This window comes from Burkholderia paludis (assembly GCF_000732615.1).
Taxonomy (GTDB): Bacteria; Pseudomonadota; Gammaproteobacteria; order Burkholderiales; family Burkholderiaceae; genus Burkholderia; species Burkholderia paludis.
The window spans coordinates 1-19,575 of the sequence record NZ_JPGL01000011.1 but is presented as its reverse complement, the minus strand read 5'-3'; the positions used below and the strand labels follow the sequence as shown (position 1 = coordinate 19,575).

Here is a 19,575-nt window from a genome sequence, read left to right as displayed (position 1 = left end):
CGTTCCTAACGCGCAAATTTGCGTGTCAATTGAAGCCCGCTTGCGCGGCTGACGCTTTGCGCCATCAGGCTACTCTTGCAATGGTACGGAATTCTCAAATCGTAGCGACTCCCCTGCCCTGACAAATGCGGCGTGTGAGAACCCCGATCCGAGCACCTCATTTTAATGGGGCCATATCATTCAACGGTCTCTCGGAGCATGTTTTCACGAGCATCCCGGGTATTACGTTGATCCTGCATTCAGCGGTCACTAATGAGAGCATTAGTCCGAAAAGCCATCGGGATTTCGGCTACTCCACCTAGCCATGCATTCGCACACGGTTTCCCGGGCCACCTTTTCAGTTGGATTCCCGGATCCGGCGCTTCTGTTGTCACGTGACAACTCGACAACCAACCCGCACTGCAAACCAAATGCACCGACTCGGTATCGTCCGCCAATCCTATCCTGATCGCTCCTTCAACTCACCGATCAGTGACGGTACTGTTCGCCCAAAGTAGCCTGTTGAAAATAGTCGGGCATCTACGTTGGTCTGCTTGCCGAGTCGATTGTCACGTGACAACTCACCTCGCTGCTCGATAATTCCATTGGGCCTCAGAACCGCAATCGGATATCGAGTTGGTGTCGTGATGCCTTTCCGTCGAGATCGGGACGCCATTTCTCGTATAGCGCGCCGCAGATCAAACTCATGCGCTCTTATGCGGTTGTCACGTGACAACGGCTTCCTGGAATGCTCTCTACGAACTAAAACTGCTTGAGTTCCAGTGTGCGGAATCGGAAGAAAAGATGCAGTGGGATGCCCAGTCGCCACGCTCGAATGTCGTCACTGATGTTTGATTCCGTTTCAATCTATCCAAATTTTCACGATCTCCTTTGAACAGAATCGGAGATGCTTTTTGTATTTATTCGACGATCATTTGCGATGGACTCGTTGGCCATCCAGCGGACTTGTCACGTGACAACCACAGCGCTCGTCAAAAAATACATCCCGTCGAAGGCTTTTCTGGACATTTTCGTAATATCTGCATATATTACGCAGAAATCCGTGGAGGAATTTAATGGCTTTCAAGATCGCCGTCAGCAATCAAAAAGGTGGGACCGGGAAGACAACCATCTCCGTCAATATCGCGGCTGCGTTCGAAGCCGGCGGCAACAAGGTCGCGCTGATCGATGCCGACCCTCAAGGCACTTCAGTCCGCTGGGTGACGAGTGGTGAAAACACCTTGCCGATGACGGTTCTTTCCCTCGCACCGGCCGGCCGTGGCATCGGCGGCGAGATCAAGAAGCAGGATGCAAACTTCGACGTGATCGTCGTCGACTGTCCAGGCAACCTCGAAGATCCGCGCATTGCGTCCGTACTCGAAGTCGCTGACTTTTGCCTCGTACCGCTGTCTCCATCGCCGGCTGATCTGTACAGCACCGTCGCGATGATCCGCATGATCGAATCGATGCGAGCCGTCCGTAACCCGAATCTTTCTTCCGCATTGATGCTGAATAGTGTCAATGGAAAAACTAAAATGCGTGAAGAAATTTTAAAAATTCTAAGAGCTGAAGAAATAGGGGAGCATCTGCTCGACAGCCAGATCGCACAACGCGAGGTCTATCGTCAGACGTTCGCGCTCGGCACGACGATCCATCATCACAATCGATATCTGAAGGGGCTCAAGGAAGCTCGCGCAGAGATCGAAAAGCTGGTCACGGAAATGGCCCAATACATCGCGTCGACGCGCGCTACCGGAGCCGCCCATGGCTAAGGACACATCGAAAGACAAGAAGCCCGCCGGCAACCTGCATCTGGCGGCCGGCCTGCTGCGCGGACTCGCTCAGGAAAATGCAGCGCTCGAAACGCGGCTGCCCGAGCCGGCAGCCGCACCGAACATCGCCGGCGAATCGGCGCCCGTCAGCGCACCGGTTGCGGCCACGCCTGCCGGTACGCCCGATCTCGGCGCGCCGCAGAAGGTGCTGGTCAAGGATTGCATTCCGAACCCGTTCAACCCACGCGTGTTCTACTCGGAATCGAGCCTGCACGAACTCGCCCTGACGTTGAAACGGGAAGGGCAGATCGAGCCGATCAAGGTCACGCGACTTCCGGAGTTTCCCGGCAAGCTCGTCGTGATCGACGGGCAACGTCGGCTGCGTGCGACGAGCATCAACGGCGACGAAACCATCAACGCCACGTTCCGCACGGACCACACGCCCGAGCAGCTCTACACGATCGCATATCGGGCCAACCACGATCACGAACGCCAGACAATCTTCGACGACGCGGTCGCATGGAAGCGCCTCCTCGACGAAAAGGTCTTTGCCGACCAGAACACGCTGGCGGAAAAAATCGGCAAGGACAAGGCATCGATCAGCAAGACGCTGTCGCTCAACGCGCTCCCGAACGCACTCCTCGAACGGATGGCCAGCGCGAACGACGTGGTCGGCCTGCAAGCGGCGTACTTCCTGAAACTGATCTTCGAACGCCTGGGCGAGCCGACGGCCGACCGGCTGCTGACCGCCGTGATCGATCGGAAAAAATCGGTCCGCGATCTCGAGAATTTCCTGCGTGCGCAGAGCGACGGCAACAAGAAAACGGGACGGACGCGTTACAGCGTTCGTCATGACTTCGCGCTCGACGCGCGAGCGATCGGTCAATTGAAGACCTATCCGGACGGACGTCTGGACCTGCAGCTCAAGGGCGTCGACGCGTCGCACCAGGAGGCGCTCGCCGACAAGCTCAAGACCGTCATCGACGCGTACGTCGCCGAGCTGGCGACGGTCACGCAAAAGTAGCGCTCAACCGGACAAAGGCCTCGCGTCGAGATTGCTCCGCGCGCCGGACGACGACGTCCGGCGCGCGACGCTCACCCGGCCGCGAGGCCTGGATCAGTTGCCTGCGAGGCTGCTCTTGAGCAGGAATTCCAGCAAGTCGTCCGAGGTCGGTTCGCCCCAGGTATCCAGCGCCAGCCAGCGGAAGAAACTGGTCTGCGCAAGCTTGCTCGCCTTCTTCTTCGGCGACAGCGTCAGGTCCTTCGAGCCGGCCACCGTCTCGTTGTAGCGCTCGATCAGCCTGGTCTGATCGTCGATCTCCAGTTCGCGGAAATAGGCGCCGGCTTCCTCGACCTTCGCCGCCAGATATTTGTCGCGAATCTGCTCCTGCTTGCTCTGGCCGGACTCCTTCGCCGGAGCGGCCGCTTCCGTTCCCTGCCCGTCGGCCAGCGTATAGCCGTGTGTCAGCGCCTTGCGGAAATACGCGGCCACGTTGTCGACCGGCGCAGCATTCTTCTTCGTAGTCCGATTGAGCGTATAGGCGATCGCCGCCTTGATGCGCTGCACGCCGTATTGCGTGATCAACCTGCGTGCTTCCGAACGCGGAATGCCGAGCTTGGCGACCTCCTCGACCAGCGCTTCGTTCTTGACGTCGCCGTCCTCCACCGTGTCGGCGCTCTGCTTGCGCGTCACCTTGAACTGAACGGCTTCCACGCTCCGGCCGGACTTGTGTTCGATCAGCTCGAGCGTGTGATCCGATACTTCGTTCACCTCCTGAATGCACGGCACGAGGACCTTGCTCTTGAACAGCTTGTATTCCTTGTACGATTGCGATGCCTTGTCCTGGCCGAGAATGAGGTCACGGAATTTAGGCAGCGGGATCTTCGCGGTGATGCCGATCCCTTCGTAACGCACCGTGTTTTCCCACAGCGCGAGCGAGTGCGACCGCCGGAATTCGCGGGCAATCCGCATGTCGATCAGCGCGTAGATTTCGGGGTTGAGCAACTCGCTGCGAATCTGGTCGGAGAAGCTGTACTTCAGCACCGACTGCTCGAGCTCCGCACCCGCCAGCAGGCCGGACGCTTTCCAGACGGTCGAACGGTCCGCGGCCAGGTAGTCCCAGTTGACGACGGTACTGATCAGCGAGTTGACCGTATCCTTGACGTATTTCGTGTTGTTGCTGTTCAAGCCGCTCTCGTGCGAAAGCGACGCGATCGAGATCGAGAAGCTCGTCCGGCCGGGCTCGAACGCCTCCTGCCGAAGCGCGTTCTTGATCAGCGAGCTGAACATCTTGCGCTGCTGCAGACCGATCTTCCCCGACTTGGGCGCGATGTGAATCGCCTGGACCGCCTTGCGCAGCAAGTCGGGAGGCTCTGGTGTCTGAAACAGCGAAACCTGTTTGTCTGAGCCTTTGCTTGCGGGCTTGCGCGGCATCGTAATGTCCGGATAAGGTCACCTTGTTGATAGCGGACTTTATACCTTTTCTCGCCGAGGGGCAACGCCCTTGCTCCAGCACTACTTGCACTATCGCAGCTAACCTTCAGACACAAAAGGGAAATTCAGGATCGAACGATCTGTTCGGAGCCCCATATCCATCTACCTTTAGCCGAAAACGTCTCCCACAAGTCACTACCTTTCATCCCCGGACACAAAAACCGGACGGTGGCTTGCACCCGGTAAGGTAACCATCCATGGGAAGCATCCGGACGAAATCGCCATCGCCGGACAGATTCGTGATGCCCTGCAGCAGAAGTGCGCCTCCCTCCCATAACTTGCTACCTTCATCGATTCCCATAAGCGGGTACCTTCCGATCCGCCTCTACTTCGGCGATGACTGCAAGTTGGAACCTGTGGCTCGAAATCGCTCCCATAACCGGCTACCAATCAAATTCCCCATACATGGTCACCTGTGGGCGGTACCGATCCCGCCTATGGGAGGTGCTGACGGAGAGGAACGGGAAAATGGAATCAGGAGGCCAAGAATTCGCACCCATAAACGGGTACCTGTGCGGAATCCCATAACCGGCTACCGAAAGAAAAACGCTGTGCGCGTGCCGGCTCATGGATCGCAAGGAACGCCCCATAAACGACAACCTGTCTTCGTTCCCATAGGCGGCTACCTGATGCATTTCCGGGCTGATTTCCCATAACCGGCTACGCATTCCCCATATCCACAACCCTGAATCCCCACAACACGGTACCCCTCACCCCAAATCCACAGACCTGAAACCCCAGACCTTTCTACCTGTGCTCCCATAAATGGGTACCGAACACCTGCCAAACCCTTGTCTGATAAGGCTGTGAGCCGTCTAAAAGTAGTTAAAGAAGTAAACGTGGTTTACAAAAGATGTAAACACACGTGTGCTGCCACAGAAAGACGAACCCCATAAACCGCTACCAAAGGGAGCCGTCTCTGGTGCCGCAAGCGAGCGAATACTCCTGCTAACGCGTGAAGATCCACAGCCTGATGGCTTGTTTCACCCACGCTTCAGGCCTGATAAGGCTCTCGAGAGAGGTGAGTACACACTCACAACGGCTGATACGTATAAACCTATGGGAGAAAAACTGGGAAAACCGACCGTTTTCAGGCACAGGTTCCCATTTATGGGAGCCAGGAAAACGTTCCTCGACCTTGCTTGCCCCAGCGATCGACCGTCAAAACAGATCGTCTACCTGACATGCGAATCTCGTCGGTGTCGCTCACGGCAGTTCGAAATCGTCCCGGACGGCAGGCGGATGGTTTTTTGCACTCGTGCTGTCGCGTCCGCGAACAAGTTTTTTCCGAGGCGTCATCCACACCCGATGCCAGATCCAGACGGTCGACTGTACACAGAGAAAAATGGAGCGACCTGCTTCGACCTCCCGGAGTCCTCCAACTTTCTACCTTTGGATCAGCCGAAGGGAAATGCTGTGGTTCAGGGGCACCAAAACCGGCAACCAGGCTCCCTGGAAACCTCCGTCGCATCCGCTGCCACTCAAGCAAACCAAACGCTCATGGGTCGATTTCGTAGACGCGGTCGAGCAACGTGAAGTGATGGAGGGCGAAGAACTCACCGCAACCGAGCATGCTTGCCGATCCCGAACCTTCTCACCCTTCGCCTTTTCCTTGAATCCCGTAAAGGCTCACCGACCCGACGATCACAAAAGGATCTGCACGCTGTGCATGGCGGACGAAGTCATCGAATCAGAAATCTGTGCCCAGGGTTGCGACCAAATGCATTTTTGAACTGCATCGGCTGGATTCACAGGTGTTACTTTGCGGTTCCCGCAACGCACGACGGACGAGGCCAGCCAGACAGGCGTCGCGGCATCCGAGTGCCCTTGGCACATTCGTGACGCAATTCGGGCATGGATCCTCACCACAAGTAACGCGCCCGTCCTTTTCCTCACATGGATCTGCCTGCGACGCGTTTTACGGCTCCGGATAGCCCTCCGTGTCGCGCAGCTATGCCGCGGCCGGTTAAGGAACGGCCACCGTGCATCACGGCGATGCAATGCGATCGCCTTGAGCGTCATTCGAACCGAATCGTGGCCGTTTATGGGAGGAACCGTCGCCCGAACCGGGTCGACCGGCAACGTGACACACAGGTTGCCTGCTGCTGCAGAGCGCATGCATCGCAGGGCGAGGCTCTCGCCAAGCATGCGCGTGTGCGGACAAACCACATCACACCGCCCATGAGACGACCACGGGTACGCTCCGTCGCACGGCCTGCCCATGACCCGTCCTCCGCACCGATCCGCACGCGACACCGGTCGGTGCTTGCGCCTGTCGCACGGCACGCCGATACGCGACACGTCGCTGCGCCATCGCCGACCGACCGTCGGGCGGCGTCCACGTTTTCTCCCATACGTGTATCCCCAATCGCGTCTTCACGTTCGCGCCAGGTTTTCCGCGACGCGGTTATGATGCACAAGTCCTGATCGCGACATGACAACCGATCGGGACAGGGGCGGTATCTCGATGGTCTTTCAATCCGTGATAAACCAGAAAAGAGAGTTCAGCGATGCGAATCCAGATCAGAAAACTCACGTTGGCTGCTACCGCAGCCGCGTTCCTGTTCGGCGCGGCAGTTCCTGCTTTTGCACAGACCGACGCTGACACGTCCGCTGCGCAGGACGCCAAGGCGGCGAAGAGCCAGGCGCGCAAGGCGGCCAAGGCCCAGCGCAAGGCAGAGCACAAGGCTGCGCGTGCGAAGAACACTGCCGAGCTGAAGAAACTCGAAGATGCCGGTTACAAGCCGGCGGCCAATGATCCGAACTATCCGCAGAACCTGCAGAACGCAGAGAAAAAGGCCGGCGTAGGCGCAAGCCAGTAACCGTCGTCCGGCGGCAGGCCGCGGTTCGATCCGCGGCCTGCCTCGTGCATCCTGGTCCCAACGCGCGGATCGCAAGCAGTCTCCCCCCGCATCGACGAAGACAAACGCGTTTCTCACGCAAGCGTGATTCGATTCGTCATCCTGTCTTTCTTCGCGTACTTGACCGGCCCGCCGATGCGGTCAGTTCCGCCCACCCGACGCAGCCGCATTGCCCGCCACTTTCAGCCAGTCCTTGAATGCCCGCACGGCGTCGTCGTTCGCGCGCGCGGAAGCCACGTACGTGAAGTAGCGCCACGGCGGCAGCGCCGGTTCGCTGAACGGCTGTACGAGCCGACCTTCGGCGATGTCGTCCGCGACGAGCGCGATCGGGCCCATCGCGACGCCCAGTCCGTCGAGCGCGCCTTGCAGCGTCAGGTAGAAATGCTCGAGCGTGAGCGCGTGTCGCGGCACGAGATTCGGATGCCCGGCCGCCGCGAGCCACTCCGGCCACATGCCGGGATAGGTTGCCGCGTGCAGCAACGTGAAGCCGGCGAGATCGGCGGGTGTAAGCAACGGGCGCCCGTCCAGCAGCTTCGGCGAGCACACCGGCAGCCGCACCTCGGACAGGAATTCCTCGGCGACGTAGCCGTCGATCGCCTGCGGGCCGCCGCGAACGATCAGGTCGACCTTGTCGCGCAGCTTGTCGATCGGATCGTTCGACGTCGACAGGCGCACCTCGATGGCCGGATGGGCGACCTGGAACGACGACAGCCTGGGCACGAGCCAGCGCAACGAAAACGTCGCCGGCGCGCTGACGCGCAGCACGCGCTGTTGTGTGTGGCCGAAGTGCTGCGCCGTGGCAAGCGCGATCCGGTCGAACGAAGCACCGACCTCGGCCAGGTATGCGCGGCCCGCGTCGGTCAGCTCGACCCGCCGGTTGTGGCGTTCGAACAGCGGCCGCCCGAGCCACGCCTCCAGTTGCTGAACGTGCCGGCTGATCGCGCCGTGCGTCACGCACAGTTCGTCGGCGGCCAGCGTGAAGCTGCCGAGCCGCGCGGCCGCTTCGAACGCGCGTAGCGAGTTCAACGGAGGGAGTCGTCGTGCCATCGATTCGTTTCGCGTGAAATTTACTCACACGAGAGTTCAGGTTTAATCGTTTGATCGGGTGCTTCAGCTTTGCCAATATGGCACACAAACGGCCGGCTTGGCCGAATGACTGTCTGAATTTCTCACATGGAGTACAGAGCATGCCGAACGTGGTGGTCGTGGGGGCCCAATGGGGCGACGAAGGCAAGGGGCGCGTCGTGGACTGGCTGGCGGCGCAGGCCGATCTGGTCGCCCGCTACAACGGCGGCCACAACGCGGGCCATACGCTGGTCGTCGGCGGCAAGACGTACAAGCTCGCGCTGCTGCCGAGCGGCGTCGTCCGCGGCAAGCGCGGCGTGATCGGCAATGGCGTGGCGCTCGATCCGGAGGCGCTGCTCGCGGAAATCGGGCGGGTTGCCGAGCTCGGGCTGTCGGTGACGCCGCACAATCTGTCGATCGCGGAGAACGCAACGCTGGTGCTGCCGATCCATCGTGCGCTCGATGAGGCTCAGGAGCGTCTGCGCGGGGAACCCATCGGCACCACGCTGCGCGGAATCGGCCCGGCCTACGAGGACAAGGTCGGGCGTCGCGGCCTGCGGGTCGCCGATCTGGCGGAGCCGGACCGGCTCGCCGCCAAGCTCGATGTGCTCGTCGACCATCACAACGCGTGGTTCCGCGGCCTGGGGCTTGCCGAGCACTCGCGCGACGCGATGCTGGCGACGCTGGTCGATCTCGCACCGAAAATCCTGCCGTTCGTGCGCCCCGTCTGGGCCGACCTCAACGACGCCATCGACCGCGGCGAGCGCATCCTGTTCGAGGGGGCTCAGGCCGTGATGCTCGATATCGACTGGGGCACGTACCCGTTCGTGACCTCGTCGGGCACCGTCGCCTCGGCGGCCGCAGCCGGCACGGGGCTCGGCGCGTCGAAGCTCGGTCACGTGCTGGGCGTGACCAAGGCGTATGCGACGCGTGTCGGCGGCGGGCCGTTCCTGACCGAGCTGTCCGACGCCACCGGCGAAACGCTGCGCACGCGCGGGGGAGAGTTCGGCGTCAATACCGGGCGTCCGCGGCGCTGCGGATGGCTCGATGCCGCGCAGTTGCGTCAGGCCGTCAGGATCTCGGGCATCGATTCGCTGGTGCTCACCAAGCTCGACGTGCTCGACGGTTTCGAATCGATCCGGCTATGCGTCGGCTACGAGCTCGATGGCGCACGGGTCGATCATCTGCCCGCGAGCCTCGATACGCAGTCGCGCGCGACGCCTGTATACGAGCAGTTCGACGGCTGGCAGGGCACCGTGAAGGGTGTCCGCGAGCGTGCGGCGCTGCCGCGCGCCGCGCAGGATTTCATCGCACGTATCGAAGCGGTCGCAGGCGCACCGGTGTCGATGATCACGACCGGCGCGGAGCGCGACGACACGATCGTGTCGGGCAATCCGTTCGACGTAGCGCCCGCCTCGTAATGCACTACACAGGAATGTGAAGCGCGGGGCGGCATCGTGGTCGCGAAGGCGTTTTTGCCGAGCCGGTGCCGCCCGCTTGCGGGCGCATTCGCGTCGCGCCCACATACCGCACGCCTGGCGGCTCGACCAGACGATTCGGCATCCGGATCACGCTGCATACGGCGAACTGGACATGCCGGCAACGCTGCTGTACTGTTCCGCACAATTCGCGCCAGACCGGCCAGTGCCGGAGCCGCCGGCACCATGGCCGCCCGGTGGCGCGACGTGATCTCAATCCCGGGGACAGGTCGATGGACACGTTACAGATGATGCGCATTTTCGTCCGGGTCGCGGAGGAGGGGAGCTTCACGAGCGCGGCCCATCGCCTGGACATCACGACCGCCTATGCATCGCGGTCGGTCGCGCAGCTCGAAACGCATCTGCGCACACGCCTGCTCAATCGCAGCACGCGCCGCATCGCGTTGACCGATGCCGGGCAACGCTATCTCGACCGCTGCCAGCGCATCCTCGGCTATATCGAAGAAGCGGAAGCCGAGGCGGCCGACGCCCAGGCGAAGCCGTCAGGACGGCTGCATGTTCACGCGACCACGAGCTTCGGGCAGGCCTACGTGGTGCCGGCGGTGGTGCGATACCGGCAGCGCTATCCGGCGGTCGCGGTCGAGCTGACGCTGTCGCAGCACGTGCCCGACATCATCGACGAAGGCTACGACGTGTCGCTGCAGTTGAGCGCGACGGAGTTGCCCGATTCCGGGCTCGTGTCGCAGCGGCTCGGCGACGTGCACAGCGTGCTGTGCGCATCGCCCGCGTATCTGAAGGAGCGCGGTACGCCGCGCACGGTGGCCGAACTCGCGAATCACGCATGTCTGCAGATCGTCACGCCGGTGTTCCCGCGCGATCGCTGGCATCTCGACGGCCCCGACGGTCGCGAGACATTCGACCTGCCCCAGCCGGATTTCCAGGTGAACATCGCCGATGCGCTTGGCGCCGCGCTGCGCGCCGGCCTCGGGATCGGTTCGTTGCCGATGTCGTCTGCCGTGCCCGCGCTGGCGAGCGGCGCGCTGGTGCGCGTGCTGCCCGACTACCGGCTGCAGAAGCTGACGGTCTACACGCTGTATCCGTCGCGGCAGTATCTCGACGCGAAGATCCGTACGTTCGTCGATTTCCTGCGCGAATGCGTGCCTGAAATGCTGGCCGCCGACGAGGCGGCGCTGCACGCCTCCTGCCATTCCTGAACGCACCGACGGCGGGTGCGTGCGCCGCTTCGCTTCGTCGAGACGAATAATCTGCAGTCCTGCATTTGAAGCCGGTGCCGGTCGTGTCGTCATGAGTGCGCGCGTACCGGCGCGCCCTTATGAACAGGCTTGCTTTCGATATCGGACATCGTTGGTTCGATGCACGGCGCCCACCCCCTAGAATCGGTTCGACCCGCTTCACCGCGCCCCGGATGCCTGCGCGCGAAGCCACACCCCGTCATCGAACCCGACACGACATGGCTGATCGACAATTCATCAATCGCCGCCGGCTCCTTCAGGCCGGCCTCGCGATCGCGGCGGGCGCCGCCGCGCATCCCGGCTTCGCGCTCGCGAGTACGGCCGGGGCGCGCACGCTGCGCATCGGCTACCAGAAAGGGCCGCTCAGCCTGCTGAAGGCGCGCGGCACGCTGCAGGACAAGCTTGCGACACTCGGCGTGAACGTCACGTGGGCGGAATTCCCGTCGGGGCCGCCGCAACTCGAAGCGCTGAACGCGGGCTCGATCGATTTCGGCGATGTGGGCGAGGCGCCGCCGATCTTCGCGCTCGCGGCCGGCGCGCCGCTCGTCTATTACGCACAGACGCCGGCCGGCCCCGCAGCCGAGGCGCTCGTCGTTCCGAAGGATTCGCCGGTCAGGACCTTTGCCGACCTGCGCGGCAAGCGCATCGCGCTGGTGAAGGGATCGAACACGCACTTCCTGCTGGTCCGGCTGCTGCAGGCCGCGAAGCTCGGCTATGCGGACATCACGCCGGTCTGGCTATCGCCTTCCGACGCGCGAGCGGCGTTCGAGAACCGTTCGGTCGATGCATGGATCATCTGGGATCCGTTTCTCGCGGTGGTTCAGCAAGCGTTCGGCGCGCGCATCGTCGCGGACGGTACCGGGCTCGTCGAGAATCGCGGCTATTACTTTGCGTCGCGCTCGTACGCGCAGCACAATGCCGACGTGCTGAATGTGGCGGTGGCGGAGCTGACGACGGTGCAGCGATGGCTCGATGCGAACCGCGCACAGGGCGCGGCCGAGTTCTCGAAGCTTTGGGGGATTCCGGAGCCGGCTGTGGCACTCGCGTTTCGTCGCGCGCGTTTCGGTGTCGAGCCTGTCACGCGCGACACGCTCGCCTATCAGCAGCGCATCGCGGACGTGTTCTTCCAGGCCGGCATCCTGCCGAGGCGCGTCGACGTCAGCCAGGCCGCGCCCCCCGCGCTCGCGTGACGGGCACCGCCGGCCGCAAGCATCGTCCGGCATCCGGCATCCGGCAGACGCGCGGCCGGATTACGGCGCGACGCGGGGCAGCGGCACCGCTTCGCCGCGCATCCTCACGACGTCCCGGCCCGGCGCATCGCCGAACAGGCGCGCGTATTCGCGGCTGAATTGCGACGCGCTCACATAGCCGACGCTGCGGCATGCCTGCCGCGCGTCCATCGCCGACAGGCACATCAGGCGGCGTGCCTCCTGCAGTCGCAGCACCTTCTGGCACTGTAGCGGGCTCATCGACGTGACCGCACGAAAGTGATGATGGAAGGTCGACGGGCTCATGTCCACCTGGCGCGCGAGCGAGTCGACCGTCATCGGATCGAGGTAGTGGTCGCGAATCCACGCAACGGCGCGCGAGATGCGTTGCGTCGTCGAGTCGGCCTGGCCGACCTGCGCGACGCGCGCGCCCGACGGGCCGCGCAGCAGCCGGATGAGGATCTCGTCGACGATCAGCGGCGCGAGCAGGTCGATGTCGTCGGGCTGTGCGATCAGTTGCATCAGCCGTATGACCGCGTCGACGATTTCCGGCGGCGCGTCGTGCGTGTCGAGGGCGGTGCAGTCGACGGCTCTCGGCACCCCGCGCGGAAACACGCGCGGCGTGAGTGCCGCGATGCGGGCCGGGTCGAGTTCGAGTTGTACGCAAAGGAACGGCTCGGCCGGATCGCCGCGCGCGACGCGGCCGGTGACGGGCAGGTCCGCTGTCGCGACCATCATCCGCGATTCGTCGATCGCATAGACGTTGTCGCCGACCCGCAGGGATTTCGCGCCTTGCCCGACCACGCTCAGGCATGCGTGGTGCACGCCGTGATGCCAGTGCGGCGGCGACGCCGATGCGCGCGCGATGCGCATGCCGCGCACCGGGAGTTCGAACGTGCCGTCGTGCGGCGCGTAGGCGGCGATCAAGTCCGCGAGCCGGACCGAGGGCGTCAGGACCGGCGACCGAGGGTCGCGATCGGGCGTGGTGCGCGGTAACGGCGGCATTCGGGCGTCAATCTCCAGATGGCGTGAGCGGATGGCGGCGTGGCCGGGGCAAGGCTCGCGAACGCGATTCACGGTCGGGCGCGCGGCCGGGGTGCCGGTGAGGCGGTCACATCGTACGGCGAGTCGCAGACGCGCGATTGCCTAAACCTGCCGGAATTTAGCCCGATCGTCCTGACCTGCATGGCCGACGCGTGCATGACCCGTCGATGCACGGTGTGCGGCGCACAAATTCGGAAATTAAGGCAAAACAATCGCAGGATCGGGCAAGCCATTTTCCGGCGGTTTTCATACCATTGCACCTGCTGAAAGAAACGTGTTCCAGTGCGCTCGGGCGGTGCGGGTACGAACGCCGCAGGTTCGACGGACACCGCCGGTGTTGCCGTCGGATGTGCTGGAACGAATTCAGGACTGCTATTCGAATGATCGTGCATCGGGCCAACCGAGGCCGGCTTGCGTCCGTTGCATGCCGGTATGCGCCTGCCACGAGCATGTCGACCGGCCCGGCGTCGCCGGGGCCGGCGCCGCTGCATTGGCCGGACCGTTGTGGGCCGGCCGCGACGTGGCGACAGGTGCGCGCGTCGCGGCAGCCGTCCGCGCAGGGAAATCCGGACAAATGGACCAACTTCAATCGATTCGGGCATTCGTGACGGTGGCAAGGGAAGGCGGATTTCGCCGGGCGGCGACGCGGCTGCGCGTGTCGACGGCGATGGCGAGCCGGCTGGTCGATGCGCTGGAAACGCGCCTCGGCGCACGCCTGCTTCAACGCAGCACCTGCCATCAGTCGCTGACGGAAATCGGCGAGCTGTATCTGGTGCGCGTGGAGCGGATTCTGGGCGCGATCGACGAGATCGACGGTCGTTTCGTCGCGATGGGCAGCAAGCCCGAAGGTGAACTGCGCATTGCCGCGCCGGTTGCGTTCGGGCTGAGCCGATTGAGCGCGCTGCTCGATCGCTTCGTCGACCTGTTTCCGGACGTGCGACCGATCGTGACGCTGACCGATGCGCACGTCGATCTGACCTCCGAGGATGTCGATGTCGCATTCCTGACCGACGGCATGCCGGTTTCCGGTGCGTATGCGCTGCATACGCTGGCTGCCTACGAATCCGTGCGCGTCGCGGCGCCGGGTTACGTCGCCGCGCATGGGGGTGCGGCTGCGTCGGTCGACTGGCCTGATATCGCGACCGTGCGGCTCGAACTGCCGGCAGCCGGCGGCGAGACGGCTGCGCTTCGCCACGACACGGCTCCCGGCAGTCCGGGCGTCGGGCATCTCGAGATGGCGCGGCGGCTGGCCGTGGCCGGCATGGGCGCAGCGGTGCTGCCTGCGTATCTTGTCGACGCCGATCTGGCGGCCGGCACGCTGGTTCGCGTCGCACCGGTTCGCCCGCTCGCGCCCGTCACGCTGAAGCTTGCGCATGCGCGTATCGCGCGCATGCCGGCCGCCGCCCGCGCGTTCGTCGAATTCGCCGGCGCTGCGTTCCGGCCCGCGAGCTAGCGGATCGGTTGGCCTCCACGGCAACGCGTGCCTGACGGCCCGCGTGCTCACGGCTCGTTTTATACGGAAGCAGTTCGGCAAACGAACGCTCCGCAGGGCGCATCGAACGCCCGAAATACGCATCGGCATTCGCGGTGGACGGGCAGCGTCAGCATGCCGGCCGCGCGTGCAGATCGCGAGGAGATCTGGTGATTCCCATTGAAGGTCGTCTATTTGCGAGAGGTCGCTCCATGCGCGTCGAACGGGTTCCATACCGCTTAATCACTGCTGCAACGGCCGCCGTTTTCCTGGCCGCGTGCGGGAACAAAGAATCGGCGCCGCCGCCGCAAACGCCGGAAGTCGGCGTCGTCACCGTCCAGCCGCAAGCGGTTCCGGTCGTCGCCGAACTGCCGGGCCGCACCAGTGCGTTTCTCGTCGCGCAGGTGCGCGCGCGGGTCGATGGCATCGTGTTGCGCCGTGAATTCACCGAAGGCACCGACGTCAAGGCTGGCCAGCGCCTGTACGAGATCGACCCGGCGCCGTACATCGCCGCGCTGAACAGCGCGAAGGCGACGCTGGCGAAGGCTGAAGCGAACCTGACGACGCAGAACGCGCTGGTTGCGCGCTACAAGGTGCTGGTCGGGGCGAACGCGGTCAGCAAGCAGGACTACGACAACGCGGTGGCCGCGCAAGGCCAGGCCGCGGCGGACGTCGCGGCCGGCCAGGCCGCGGTCGATACCGCGCAGATCAACCTTGGCTACACCGACGTCGTGTCGCCGATCACGGGCCGCGTCGGCATCTCGCAGGTAACGCCGGGCGCGTACGTGCAGGCGAGCCAGGCGACGCTGATGTCGACGGTGCAACAGCTCGACCCGGTGTATGTCGACCTCACGCAGTCGAGCCTCGAAGGGCTGAAGCTGCGTCAGGACGTGCAGAGCGGGCGCCTGAAGACGACCGGCCCGGGCGCGGCGAAGGTGTCGCTGATCCTGGAGGACGGCAAGACCTATTCGGAGCAGGGCAAGCTGCAGTTCTCGGACGTGACGGTTGACCAGACCACCGGCTCGGTGACGATCCGCGCGGTGTTCCCGAACCCGGGCAAGGTGCTGCTGCCGGGAATGTTCGTGCGTGCACGGATTGAGGAAGGCGTGAACGAGAACGCGTTCCTGGTGCCGCAGATCGGCGTCACGCATGACCAGAAGGGGCAGGCTGTCGCCCTGGTCGTGAACGCGAGCAACAAGGTCGAACCGCGTCCGCTGAAGACGGTTGGCATGCAGGGCCAGAACTGGGTCGTCGAAGGCGGTCTGGAAGCGGGCGATCACGTGATCGTGCAGGGCGTCGACAAGGTGCGCCCGGGCGCAACCGTGAAGACGGTGCCCGCGCAGCTCGCGTCCGCGCCGGACGCCGGAGCCGGTACACCGGCAGGCGTCGCGAATGCGTCCGGCGTCGCGCCGGCGAGCACGGCCGACCATGCAGCTGCGAGTTCGGCCGCCGCGTCGGCCGCGCAATAACAAGGAGTCCGTTTCATGGCCAAGTTCTTTATCGATCGCCCGATTTTCGCGTGGGTGATCGCGATCGTGCTGATGCTGGCCGGCGTCGCATCGATCTTCAAGATGCCGATCGCGCAGTATCCGACGATCGCACCGCCGACGATCCAGATCCAGGCGAACTATCCGGGCGCTTCCGCGAAGACGGTGGAAGACACGGTGACGCAGGTGATCGAGCAGCAGATGAGCGGCCTCGACAACTTCCTGTACATGTCGTCGACGAGCGACGACTCGGGCAACGCGACGATCACGCTGACCTTCGCGCCGGGCACGAATCCCGACGTCGCGCAGGTGCAGGTGCAGAACAAGCTGTCGCTCGCGACGCCGAACCTGCCGCAGGTCGTGCAGCAGCTCGGCATGCAGGTGACGAAGTCGAGCAGCAACTGGCTGATGTGGTTCGCGTTCAACTCCGAGGACGGCAGCCTGTCGAAGGAGGACCTGACGAACTACGTGGCGTCGCACGTGCTCGATCCGCTCAGCCGCGTGAACGGCGTCGGCCAGACGCTGCTGCTCGGCTCGCAGTTCTCGATGCGCATCTGGCTCGATCCCGTCAAGCTGACCAACTACAGTCTCACGCCGACCGACGTGACGGCCGCGATCACGCAGCAGAACGTGCAGATCGCGGGCGGCCAGATCGGCGGCACGCCGGCGAAACCGGGCACCGTGCTGCAGGCGACGATCACCGAATCGACGCTGCTGCGCACACCCGAGCAGTTCGGCAACATCCTGCTGAAGGTCAACCAGGACGGGTCCCAGGTCCGCCTGAAGGATGTCGGCCGTGCGGCGCTGGGTTCGGAAAACTACACGTTCGACACGAAGTACATGGGACAGCCGACGGCCGGCCTCGGCATTCAGCTCGCGACCGGTGCGAACGCGCTGGCAACCGCGACGGCGCTGCGGGCCAAGATCGACGAGCTGTCGAAGTACTTCCCGCACGGTCTCGTCGTCCACTATCCGTACGACACGACGCCGTTCGTGCGCCTGTCGATCGAGGAAGTGGTCAAGACGCTGATCGAAGGCATCGTGCTCGTGTTCCTCGTGATGTACCTGTTCCTGCAGAACCTGCGGGCGACGATCATCCCGACGATCGCGGTGCCGGTGGTGCTGCTCGGTACGTTCGCGATCATGGGGCTCGCCGGCTTCTCGATCAACACGCTGTCGATGTTCGGCCTCGTGCTTGCGATCGGCCTGCTGGTGGACGATGCGATCGTGGTGGTTGAGAACGTCGAGCGCGTGATGGCGGAGGAGGGGCTGTCGCCGAAGGAGGCGACCCGCAAGGCGATGAGCCAGATCACCGGCGCACTCGTTGGCGTGGCGCTGGTGCTGTCGGCGGTGTTCGTGCCGGTGGCGTTCTCCGGCGGCTCGGTTGGCGCGATCTATCGTCAGTTCTCTTTGACGATCGTGTCGGCGATGGTGCTGTCGGTGCTGGTTGCGCTGATTCTGACGCCGGCGCTGTGCGCGACGATCCTGAAGCCGATCCCGCAAGGGCATCACGAAGAGAAGAAGGGCTTCTTCGGCTGGTTCAACCGGACCTTCGATCGCAGTCGCGATCGCTATACGGGCGGCGTGAATCACGTGATCCGCCGCTCGGGCCGCTGGCTCGTGATCTACCTGGCCGTGTTCGTCGCGGTCGGCGTGATGTTCGTGCGCCTGCCGAAGTCGTTCCTGCCGGACGAGGATCAGGGTTACATGTTCATGATCGTGCAGACGCCGTCCGGCTCCACGCAGGAGACGACCGGCAAGACGCTCGACGACATCAACACGTACCTGACGACCCGGGAGAAGGACGTGGTCGATTCGGTGTTCACGGTCAACGGCTTCAGTTTCGCGGGCCGCGGCCAGAACGCGGGGCTCGTGTTCGTGAAGCTGAAACCGTACGAGCATCGCCAGCGTTCGGATCAAAAGGTCCAGGCGCTGATCGGGCGGACCTTCGCGCACTATGCGCAGTACAAGGACGCGATGGTGATCCCGTTCAACCCGCCGTCGATTCCCGAACTCGGTACGGCGGCCGGCTTCGACTTCGAGCTGACGGACAACGCCGGTCTCGGCCACGAAGCGCTGATGGCCGCGCGCGGCCAGTTGCTCGGCATGGCCGCGAAGGATCCCGCGCTGGCGCTCGTGCGTCCGAACGGCCTGAACGATACGCCGCAGTACAAGGTCGACATCGATCGCGAGAAGGCGAATGCGCTGGGCGTCACGGCTGCCGCGATCGACCAGACGTTCTCGATCGCGTGGGCGTCGCAGTACGTGAACAACTTCCTCGATACGGACGGCCGGATCAAGAAGGTCTATGTGCAGTCGGACGCGCCGTTCCGGATGACGCCGGAAGACATGAACATCTGGTACGTCCGCAACAGTGCGGGCGGGATGGTGCCGTTCAGCGCGTTCGCGACCGGTCACTGGACGTACGGTTCGCCGAAGCTCGAACGCTACAACGGCGTGTCGTCGATCGAGATCCAGGGGCAGGCCGCGGAGGGCAAGTCGACCGGCCAGGCGATGGCCGCGATGGAAGCGCTCGCGAGCAAGCTGCCGGAAGGTATCGGCTATTCGTGGACGGGCCTGTCGTTCCAGGAAATCCAGTCCGGTTCGCAGGCGCCGATCCTGTACGCGATCTCGATCCTCGTCGTGTTCCTGTGTCTCGCGGCACTGTATGAAAGCTGGTCGATTCCGTTCTCGGTGATCATGGTCGTGCCGCTCGGCGTGGTCGGCGCGCTGCTCGCGACGATGCTGCGCGGCCTCGAGAACGACGTGTTCTTCCAGGTCGGCCTGCTGACCACCGTGGGCCTGTCCGCGAAGAACGCGATCCTGATCGTCGAGTTCGCGCGCGAGTTGCAGACGAAGGACAACATGGGGCCGGTGCGTGCGGCGATCGAGGCGGCACGCTTGCGGCTGCGCCCGATCCTGATGACGTCGCTCGCATTCATGCTGGGCGTGCTGCCGCTCGCGATCAGCAACGGCGCGGGTTCGGCCAGCCAGCATGCAATCGGCACAGGTGTGATTGGCGGGATGATTACCGCGACGTTCCTCGCCATTTTCATGATCCCGATGTTCTTCGTGAGGGTTCGCGCGATCTTCAGCGGCGAGACGGAAAACGTCGACGACGCATGGCGTCTCGTGCAGGGCGACCTGCAGCGCGATCGCGGCGACGCACACGATTCGAAGGGGCACTAACGATGCAAAAACACGCTTTGACTGCAAGCGCGGCCGCACTGGCTGCCGCGCTGTTCGCCACGGGCTGCACGATGGCGCCGCATTACAAGCGGCCTGACGCGCCCGTCGCGCAGGCGTACCCGGCGAGCGGCGTCTATGCGACGCAGCCGGGTGCGGCCGGCGCGCGCAGCGCGAACGGCCAGGCGGCAACCGCCATCGGCTGGCGCGAATTCTTCGTCGATCCGCGCCTGCAGCGACTGATCGAGATCGCGCTGAAGAACAACCGCGACCTGCGCGTGTCGGTGCTGAACATCGAGGCGGCGCGCGGGCAGTA

13 protein-coding genes and 1 pseudogene are annotated in these 19,575 nt (G+C 63.7%); 11 read left to right on the top strand and 3 right to left on the bottom strand.

Annotation, left to right across the window (positions count from 1 at the left end; all coding sequences use genetic code 11):
• Positions 1–1,055 precede the first annotated feature (1,055 nt).
• Positions 1,056–1,751, top strand: coding sequence for a ParA family protein (locus GQ56_RS0107345; RefSeq protein WP_031398033.1), 696 nt, complete (start codon positions 1,056–1,058; stop codon positions 1,749–1,751).
• Positions 1,744–2,775 (top strand): ParB/RepB/Spo0J family partition protein, encoded by a 1,032-nt coding sequence (locus GQ56_RS0107340; protein WP_031398032.1) that lies wholly within the window; start codon positions 1,744–1,746, stop codon positions 2,773–2,775. Before GQ56_RS0107345 ends, GQ56_RS0107340 begins: the two co-directional genes overlap by 8 nt.
• Positions 2,776–2,868: 93 nt before the next feature.
• Here the strand turns inward: GQ56_RS0107340 and GQ56_RS0107335 are convergent, their stop codons facing one another.
• Positions 2,869–4,185, bottom strand: a complete 1,317-nt coding sequence (locus tag GQ56_RS0107335) for a replication initiation protein (protein ID WP_031398031.1) — start codon at positions 4,183–4,185, stop codon at positions 2,869–2,871.
• 1,471 nt (positions 4,186–5,656) lie between these two features.
• On the opposite strand from GQ56_RS0107335, the gene GQ56_RS44055 reads away from it, so the two are divergent.
• Positions 5,657–5,977 (top strand): hypothetical protein, encoded by a 321-nt coding sequence (locus tag GQ56_RS44055; protein ID WP_152601677.1) that lies wholly within the window; start codon positions 5,657–5,659, stop codon positions 5,975–5,977.
• Positions 5,978–6,755: 778 nt separating this feature from the next.
• On the top strand, positions 6,756–7,067 hold the full coding sequence (locus GQ56_RS0107330) for a hypothetical protein (protein ID WP_031398030.1): 312 nt from the start codon (positions 6,756–6,758) through the stop codon (positions 7,065–7,067).
• Between the two features lie 180 nt (positions 7,068–7,247).
• On the opposite strand, the gene gcvA is transcribed toward GQ56_RS0107330, so the two are convergent.
• A complete protein-coding gene (gcvA, locus tag GQ56_RS0107325; RefSeq protein WP_031398029.1) occupies positions 7,248–8,153 on the bottom strand; it encodes a transcriptional regulator GcvA in 906 nt (301 codons plus the stop codon).
• A 140-nt stretch (positions 8,154–8,293) separates the two neighbouring features.
• Between gcvA and GQ56_RS0107320 the strand changes: the two genes are divergently transcribed.
• The 3 genes from GQ56_RS0107320 to GQ56_RS0107310 all read left to right on the top strand — a co-directional run bounded on the left by GQ56_RS0107320 (position 8,294) and on the right by GQ56_RS0107310 (position 12,053).
• Positions 8,294–9,592, top strand: coding sequence for an adenylosuccinate synthase (locus tag GQ56_RS0107320; protein WP_031398028.1), 1,299 nt, complete (start codon positions 8,294–8,296; stop codon positions 9,590–9,592).
• Between the two features lie 290 nt (positions 9,593–9,882).
• Positions 9,883–10,824: a LysR family transcriptional regulator gene (locus tag GQ56_RS0107315; RefSeq protein ID WP_031398027.1), complete on the top strand. Its 942-nt coding sequence runs from the start codon at positions 9,883–9,885 to the stop codon at positions 10,822–10,824.
• Positions 10,825–11,081: 257 nt separating this feature from the next.
• Positions 11,082–12,053 (top strand): aliphatic sulfonate ABC transporter substrate-binding protein, encoded by a 972-nt coding sequence (locus tag GQ56_RS0107310; protein WP_031398026.1) that lies wholly within the window; start codon positions 11,082–11,084, stop codon positions 12,051–12,053.
• 60 nt (positions 12,054–12,113) lie between these two features.
• Here the strand turns inward: GQ56_RS0107310 and GQ56_RS0107305 are convergent, their stop codons facing one another.
• Positions 12,114–13,076 carry an AraC family transcriptional regulator gene (locus GQ56_RS0107305; RefSeq protein ID WP_235212654.1) on the bottom strand — a complete coding sequence of 321 codons (963 nt, stop codon included), beginning with the start codon at positions 13,074–13,076 and terminating at the stop codon, positions 12,114–12,116.
• 613 nt (positions 13,077–13,689) lie between these two features.
• Between GQ56_RS0107305 and GQ56_RS0107300 the strand changes: the two genes are divergently transcribed.
• The 4 genes and pseudogenes from GQ56_RS0107300 to GQ56_RS0107285 form a co-directional block, all read left to right on the top strand.
• On the top strand, positions 13,690–14,568 hold the full coding sequence (locus tag GQ56_RS0107300; RefSeq protein WP_031398024.1) for a LysR family transcriptional regulator: 879 nt from the start codon (positions 13,690–13,692) through the stop codon (positions 14,566–14,568).
• A 230-nt stretch (positions 14,569–14,798) separates the two neighbouring features.
• Positions 14,799–16,055, top strand: coding sequence for an efflux RND transporter periplasmic adaptor subunit (locus tag GQ56_RS0107295; protein ID WP_031398023.1), 1,257 nt, complete (start codon positions 14,799–14,801; stop codon positions 16,053–16,055).
• A gap of 15 nt (positions 16,056–16,070) precedes the next feature.
• Complete coding sequence (locus GQ56_RS0107290; protein ID WP_031398022.1) at positions 16,071–19,262, top strand: efflux RND transporter permease subunit; 3,192 nt, start codon at positions 16,071–16,073, stop codon at positions 19,260–19,262.
• Positions 19,263–19,264: 2 nt separating this feature from the next.
• Positions 19,265–19,575: pseudogene (locus GQ56_RS0107285) on the top strand (multidrug transporter); the annotation flags it as partial.